This is a genomic window from Methanohalophilus sp. RSK (genome assembly GCF_003722075.1).
Lineage (GTDB): Archaea > Halobacteriota > Methanosarcinia > Methanosarcinales > Methanosarcinaceae > Methanohalophilus.
On record NZ_RDSK01000010.1, the window covers coordinates 1 to 1,276 of the forward strand.

2 protein-coding genes and 1 pseudogene are annotated in these 1,276 nt (G+C 32.5%); 2 read left to right on the forward strand and 1 reads right to left on the reverse strand.

What is annotated here, in order from left to right:
- The coding region (tnpA, locus tag EFE42_RS04560; RefSeq protein WP_123136142.1) for an IS200/IS605 family transposase at positions 1–363 on the reverse strand (363 nt) is incomplete at its 3' end.
- Positions 364–416: 53 nt separating this feature from the next.
- On the opposite strand from tnpA, the gene EFE42_RS10740 reads away from it, so the two are divergent.
- Positions 417–545 (forward strand): helix-turn-helix domain-containing protein, encoded by a 129-nt coding sequence (locus tag EFE42_RS10740; RefSeq protein ID WP_233564720.1) that lies wholly within the window; start codon positions 417–419, stop codon positions 543–545.
- Between the two features lie 150 nt (positions 546–695).
- Positions 696–1,205 (forward strand): annotated as a pseudogene (locus tag EFE42_RS10745) (RNA-guided endonuclease InsQ/TnpB family protein); the annotation flags it as partial.
- Positions 1,206–1,276: the final 71 nt, after the last annotated feature.

Genomic DNA, 1,276 nt, shown 5'->3' on the forward strand with positions numbered 1-1,276 from the left:
GATCGTTTCAGCAGATACTTGACCTTGTGTTCCTATGTAGTAACTTGGAGACCACAAATGCTTTCCCCAAAATTCTTTATTTCGCAGTTCGGGGAATTTTTGAAATGCTCTTTTTGTAGTAACGCCTTTCATAATTTTGACAATATCTGTAGGTGCTATGAATGGAGGTGCAGTTATGAAAAGATGGATATGTTCAGGCATAACTTCCAGTTCAAGTATTTCCCATTCTTTAGAATCAGCAATTGTTCTTATCTGGTCATCAAGAAATTGCTTTAATTCATCATTCATAACCTGTTTTCGATATTTCGTACACCATACAATATGATAATTAATTTCATATACAGCAGAACTTGAATACGGCATATTCGCCTATAGGTTCGAAAAGTATTTAAGCATTCTTTGCCTATAGGTATTTAATGCAAAAATCATATAAGTTTAGGTTATATCCTACAAAACAACAAGAAATCAAATTGAATAAAACGCTTGATGTTTGTAGATATATCTATAATGAATTTCTTGCAGACCGTTCAACATCGGGAAATTGAAGGTAAAATTAAAACTTGTACCATTCGTAGAGATGGAAAACAATGGTATGCAACATTTTCTGTTGTAATTAAAAACAATGTAAAACCTGTAGAACCTATTGCCTTCATTGGAATTGATGTTGGACTTAATTCCATTGTGAGTTAAGTGATGGTGCACAAGTTAATTCTCCAAAATATTATTACAATACGGAAATTAAATTAAAAAAGCAACAACGTAAACTTAGTAGGAAAAAGAAGTTTTCTAATAACTGGAAAAAACAATGTGCGAAAGTAAACAAATTGCATCGAAAAATACGTAATCAAAGAAATGATTTTAACCATAAGTTAAGTAGAGAATTGGTTAATGTTTACGATTGTATAGTTTTTGAAGATTTGAATATAAAGGATATGGTAAAAAATTCAAGACTTTCAAAATCTATACATGATGCAGCATGGAGTAATCTAATTCAGTTTACAAAATACAAAGCGGAAGAAGCTGGTAAGTTTGTAGAATTAGTTAACCCATGTAATACATCTCAAATCTGCAGCAATTGTGGTCAAAACGTAAAAAAATCATTAGCAACGAGGGCACATAATTGCCCTAATTGTGGATTAATTATTGACCGCGACCATAATGCTGCCATTAATATTCTGAATCGTGCTGTAGGAACTACAGTTTAAGCCTGTGGAATTGAACCAATAGGTTCAATAATGAAGCAGGAAGCCACCCTATTCATAGGGTGGTAGTTCAC